Below are 5,124 nucleotides of genomic sequence, written 5' to 3'. Positions count from 1 at the left end.
TCGACATTTAATAAGTTTCAGAATGTCAATTCTTTATATTCAAATGCGAAATTTGAGTACTTAAAGATTAGCATAGATTTATTTTATTTAAAGCTATATTTACTTGTTATTACTATTTTTGTGAAAAATTAAAATTCAAATTTGTGACTTTTATAATTTAATACGTCTTAAATAAGTAAGAAAAAATTTGAGATACATTGGATAAAAAAAACAAAAATATTACTGATGAAGAGATTGTACAAAACATTGTAATAAACAATCATACATCAGATTTTGGAATATTGTACGATAGGTATGCTCAAAAAGTATATAACAAAACTATTTCTTTGGTCAAGGATAGAGATAATGCTCAGGATTGCTTGCATGATATTTTTTTAAAAGCATACATTAATTTAAAATCATTTAAGGGAAAATCTAAGTTTAGTTCTTGGCTATTTTCATTAACTTATAATTTTTGTATTGATTATTTAAGAAAAACAAATGTAATATCTACAGAAGTAGTTGTTGATGAGATAATTGATACTGATGATATTGATGCAGGAAAAGAAGAAAACAAATTGTTTGAAATTAAATCAGAAATGCTATCAATTATTTTGGAGCAAATAACTATTGAAAATAAAGTAATACTTTTGATGAAATATCAGGATGATATGAAAATAAGTGAAATAGGAGAAAGCTTAAAAATTGGAGATAGTGCGGTTAAAATGAGATTAAAAAGAGCAAGAGATAGTGTTTTTGAAATTTATAAAAAGAATTTTGTTAAAAAACTATACAAATAGATAAATTAACTATGAAAAAAAATAATCCATTTAAGAAAATAGAATCTCAGGAGAAAATACCTGATGAAGTGAAAGATAAGCTAATGAGGAGTATTCATTTTTCTCAGTTACTTACTAATATTTTTGACTTATTTACTGTCAAAATGGGAGAAACAGCTTCAGAGTTATTTATTGCTAAAGAAAATAATAATAAAAAATCTTATAAATTAAATTAAATTAAAGTGTTATGGAAAAATTAATAAATTGGTCGGAGATATTCTTTGAATCATTAAAATCATTTGGAGAAAACATTATGAGTTATTTACCCAATATTTTGGGTGCAATATTATTACTGATATTAGGGTGGCTTATTTCAAAACTTATTTCATTTTTTACTAACAAAGCATTAAAAGTAATTAAGTTTGATAGTTTTGCTGACAAAACCAATACTTCTGAAATATTGGCAAAGTTCAAAATTAAAATCAGTCCTTCAAAAATAATCTCAAAATTTGTTTACTGGGTTGTACTTCTTGTTTTTTTTGTAACAGCAACAGAAACATTAGGATGGACAGTTGTTTCACAGGAAATAACATTACTTATTACTTATTTACCAAATCTATTTGCTGCAATTTTAATATTTATAGTTGGTTTTTATATTGCAAATTTTGTAAAAAAACTTATAGATGGAACATTAAGTTCTTTTGAACTTTCATCAGGGAAACTTTTAAGTGAAATAGCATTTTATGTGATAATAATTATTGTTACACTTACAGCAATAAAGCAAGCAGGTGTTAATACAGATATAATTTCATCAAATATCACAATAATTTTAGGTATTTTGTTCTTAACTTTTGCAATTGCTTTCAGCATCTCATCAAAAGAAGTACTTACAAATATTTTAGCAGGATTTTACAGTAAACACAATTTTGAAGTAGGACAATATATAATAATTGATGATGTTAAAGGTGAAATTTTGCAGATTGATAAAATTCATGTAATTTTGAAAACTAAGAAAAGCAGGATTGTGCTTCCTTTAAAGAAACTTATTAATGAAAAGGTAGAAATTATTGATAAATAATTCTAAAATACAATGAAATGATAATTTATTATGAAAAACTGAACTAAGTAAAATGACATTTAAAGAAGTAGTTGAATACAATTTTATTGATACAAAAACGGTAGATATTAATCTGTACAGTGTTTTTACTGTTTTGATAATATTGATTTTAGGTATATTTACCATAAGAGTAATAAAAAAAATATTTAACAAGCAGGTTACCAATAATAAAATTGATTACGGTACTTCAAACTCTGTTTTTCATATAATTAAATATATTATCTGGGTAATTTTAATAGCTTTAACTCTTGAAACTCTTGGCATCAAGGTTACAATCCTTGTTGCTGGTTCAGCAGCCTTGCTGGTTGGAATTGGGTTTGGGTTACAAGATATATTTAAAGATTTAATATCAGGTTTTTTCCTTTTGTTTGAAGGCAATTTAAAAGTAAATGATGTTGTGCAAATTGAAAATAACGTTGTAGGAAGAGTTGTAAGTATTGGATTGAGAACATCAAAAATAAAAACAAGAGATAATATTTCAATGATAATTCCTAACTCAAGTTTTATTAATGATAATGTTATTAACTGGTCACATATTGAAGAGCAAACAAGATTTAATGTTGAGGTGGGAGTAGCTTACGGTTCGGATGTAGAGCTTGTTTCAGAAATACTAATTGACGTAGCAAAAGCAAATAAAGATATTTCATCTTCTCCCGAGCCATTTATAAGATTTAATAATTTCGGTAATTCTTCACTTGATTTTCAGATATTCTTTTGGTCAAAACAATCTTTTAGAGTTGAAAATATTAAAAGCCAACTAAGATTCGAGATTGATAAAAAGTTTAGGGAAAACAAGATTACTATTCCATTTCCACAACAAGATGTTCATGTAAAAAAAGATTTATTTTAACAAAATAATATATTATGAAAAAAACATTATACATTATTATTACACTATTATTACTAATTATCGTAATTATTTTTACATTACAAAATTCAAAAAGTATTGATGTAAGTTTAATCTTTTTTACAGCACATAGTTCATTAGCTTTGGTTTTGTTTTTAACATTTATGGTAGGTATTCTTGTAGGTTCATTTTCATTATTACCAACAATATTGCATCACAAAAAGCAATTTAAAAGAATAAAAAAGGAAATTAAAAATTTAAAAGACATTAAACAGTCATCAGATCTTGGTGAGTTTAAAGAATAAAATTAGTTAACAATTAAAAAATTATATTATGAAAGAAAAAAAATTTTATGAAGTAGAAATTGCCGCAAAATCAAACAAAATCCTTTCTAATTTATTAGAATCTCAAGTTAAAATTGCCAAAGAGATTGAAAAACTTAATGAAAAGATTAATGAATTAAAAAAGAAAGATAAAGATTTAGTAAAAGATACAAAATTTCTGAAATCAAAATATGATGCATTTCAAGCTGCAACAGCTACTGATTGGGATAAAAAGAAAAGCGATCTTGAGGAGGCTATAAATAAAATTAAAAGTCCCACTATTACCGAAAGATTAAGAGTTGACGAATGGATGGAAGAAATTGATGATACAATAACAAATTTAACTGATAAGTCTAAAAATTTTGCCGGTGATGCAAAAAAAGAGTTTGACAAGCAAATTAGTGAACTGAACAAAAGAAAAGAAGACGTTATTGGAAAAATCCGTAATCTTAAAGAGGAGCATGGAGATGAATGGCAAAATAATATTCAAAGCGGATTTAAAAATGTAACAGAGTCTATAAAAAATACATTTGAAAAAGCAAGTACCTTGATGAGGAAGAAGAAATAGAAACAGGATGCAGGATGCAGGATGCATGATACAGGATACAGGATGCAGGATGCAGGATGCATGATACAGGATACAGGATGCAGGATGCAGGATGCAAGATGCAGGATGCATATTTTTGACACAAAACATTTTTAATTTTATATTTTGACATTAATTCTAATTCGAATTTTAAAAGGTTACAGTTGTTTTTATGTACTTTTGCTATTTAAAATAATTGGTTAATTATAAAATACTTACTTATGAAAAAAATAATTTCTATCATTTTGGCACTTATTATTTTGCTTTTGGTTGTTATCGTTACACTTAATAATTCAAACGAAATAATATTTGGCTTCTTAGGAAAAGAATACGAAACATCAATGGCTGTACTTATTATTTTAACTTTAGGCGTAGGAGTTATTATTGGATTAATCCTTTTTCTACCTGAAATTATTAATAGTAAAAATACAAAACGAAAAATCTCAAAACTGGAATCAACAATTGAAAACTTAAAAAGCACTAATAAAATGCTTGAAGAAAGCAAAGAAGGAATTGATGAAAACGAAGATGAGTAGAAGGAATAAATAATTTTAGCATTGTTTTCAAATATGAAAAGAAATTTAATAAGTACCATACTTTTATTTTTACCAATTGTTGCATTTCCTCAAAGCAATTTATTTCAGAAAGCAATTGCTGTTCTTGAAATTATATCAGACAATGATTCAAAAAACATTGACACTAATTATATTAAAGAATTCCCTACTAAATATTCAATTAAACCGATTTTTGCCTCTCAAGGATTTTCTACATCATTTTTGTCAGGTTCAATAAGAGATATTCCTTTGAAATATAAAGCAAATACAATGTTAAGCACAGGTGTTGGAGTAACTTACAGAAACTTACAACTCAAATTGCTAGCAAATATTCCCGGCACACAAAAAGATGAATTAAAATACGGAAGTACAAAATATTATGATTTAAGTTTATATTTTAGACCTCGAAAATATACATTACAATTTTTCTATAAAAATTATAAAGGATTTTATATCAATTCTTTACCTAATGGAACAATAATCGATAAAAATGAAATTCATGAATTTGAGAATAGCTTAAAGTTCACAAGTTATGGACTAAAAGCATATTACGTATTTAGTAATAATAAATTTTCAAAATATCTTTTTGAGAAACAATCTGAAAAGCAGTTAAAAAGTGCTGGTTCTCTTTTTATCGGTTGTGATGCACATTTTATGTCATTGGAAAATGATTCAAATATTATTTCATTTAAAGCAAAAAATGATTTTTCTAAAATCAATGAAATTAATAAAATAGAGCAATATTCATTAGATATTCTTGGAGGCTATGCTTATAACTTTATAATTAATAAAAGGTTTTATTTTTCACCAATGATTATGTTAGGTAGTGGTTATCAAAAAATGTCATTTGGGTCAGGCATTTTTCAAAAAGAAAATAGCATAAATGCAATGATGGAAATAAATTCAAGTGTGGGATACAACGGAGATAATTTTTTTATG

9 protein-coding genes are annotated in these 5,124 nt (G+C 25.6%); all 9 read left to right on the top strand.

Features of this window, described 5'->3' with window-relative positions; translation table 11 throughout:
* The first annotated feature begins 197 nt into the window (after positions 1-197).
* Positions 198-779, top strand: coding sequence for an RNA polymerase sigma factor (locus U9R42_02290; GenBank protein MEA3494843.1), 582 nt, complete (start codon positions 198-200; stop codon positions 777-779).
* 11 nt (positions 780-790) lie between these two features.
* A complete protein-coding gene (locus tag U9R42_02285; protein ID MEA3494842.1) occupies positions 791-994 on the top strand; it encodes a hypothetical protein in 204 nt (67 codons plus the stop codon).
* An 11-nt stretch (positions 995-1,005) separates the two neighbouring features.
* A complete protein-coding gene (locus U9R42_02280) occupies positions 1,006-1,836 on the top strand; it encodes a hypothetical protein (GenBank protein MEA3494841.1) in 831 nt (276 codons plus the stop codon).
* A 52-nt stretch (positions 1,837-1,888) separates the two neighbouring features.
* Entirely contained in the window at positions 1,889-2,725 is an 837-nt protein-coding gene (locus tag U9R42_02275) for a mechanosensitive ion channel (protein ID MEA3494840.1), read from the top strand.
* Between the two features lie 14 nt (positions 2,726-2,739).
* Positions 2,740-3,027, top strand: a complete 288-nt coding sequence (locus U9R42_02270; protein MEA3494839.1) for a LapA family protein — start codon at positions 2,740-2,742, stop codon at positions 3,025-3,027.
* A gap of 28 nt (positions 3,028-3,055) precedes the next feature.
* Positions 3,056-3,613: a hypothetical protein gene (locus U9R42_02265; protein ID MEA3494838.1), complete on the top strand. Its 558-nt coding sequence runs from the start codon at positions 3,056-3,058 to the stop codon at positions 3,611-3,613.
* A gap of 21 nt (positions 3,614-3,634) precedes the next feature.
* A complete protein-coding gene (locus tag U9R42_02260) occupies positions 3,635-3,748 on the top strand; it encodes a phosphotransferase (GenBank protein ID MEA3494837.1) in 114 nt (37 codons plus the stop codon).
* Positions 3,749-3,852: 104 nt separating this feature from the next.
* Entirely contained in the window at positions 3,853-4,167 is a 315-nt protein-coding gene (locus U9R42_02255; protein MEA3494836.1) for a LapA family protein, read from the top strand.
* A gap of 33 nt (positions 4,168-4,200) precedes the next feature.
* On the top strand, positions 4,201-5,124 hold a 924-nt coding region (locus tag U9R42_02250; GenBank protein MEA3494835.1), incomplete at its 3' end, for a DUF4421 family protein.

Source organism: Bacteroidota bacterium, from assembly GCA_034723125.1.
GTDB lineage: Bacteria > Bacteroidota > Bacteroidia > CAILMK01 > JAAYUY01 > JAYEOP01.
This window is presented reverse-complemented; position numbering and strand designations above follow the sequence as displayed.

Bases quoted from the DNA above. Each gene is read 5' to 3' on its own strand.
- U9R42_02285 (MEA3494842.1), top strand. From the start codon at position 791: ATGAAAAAAAATAATCCATTTAAGAAAATAGAATCTCAGGAGAAAATA.
- U9R42_02280 (MEA3494841.1), top strand. From the start codon at position 1,006: ATGGAAAAATTAATAAATTGGTCGGAGATATTCTTTGAATCATTAAAA.
- U9R42_02275 (MEA3494840.1), top strand. From the start codon at position 1,889: ATGACATTTAAAGAAGTAGTTGAATACAATTTTATTGATACAAAAACG.
- U9R42_02270 (MEA3494839.1), top strand. From the start codon at position 2,740: ATGAAAAAAACATTATACATTATTATTACACTATTATTACTAATTATC.
- U9R42_02265 (MEA3494838.1), top strand. From the start codon at position 3,056: ATGAAAGAAAAAAAATTTTATGAAGTAGAAATTGCCGCAAAATCAAAC.
- U9R42_02260 (MEA3494837.1), top strand. From the start codon at position 3,635: ATGCATGATACAGGATACAGGATGCAGGATGCAGGATGCATGATACAG.
- U9R42_02255 (MEA3494836.1), top strand. From the start codon at position 3,853: ATGAAAAAAATAATTTCTATCATTTTGGCACTTATTATTTTGCTTTTG.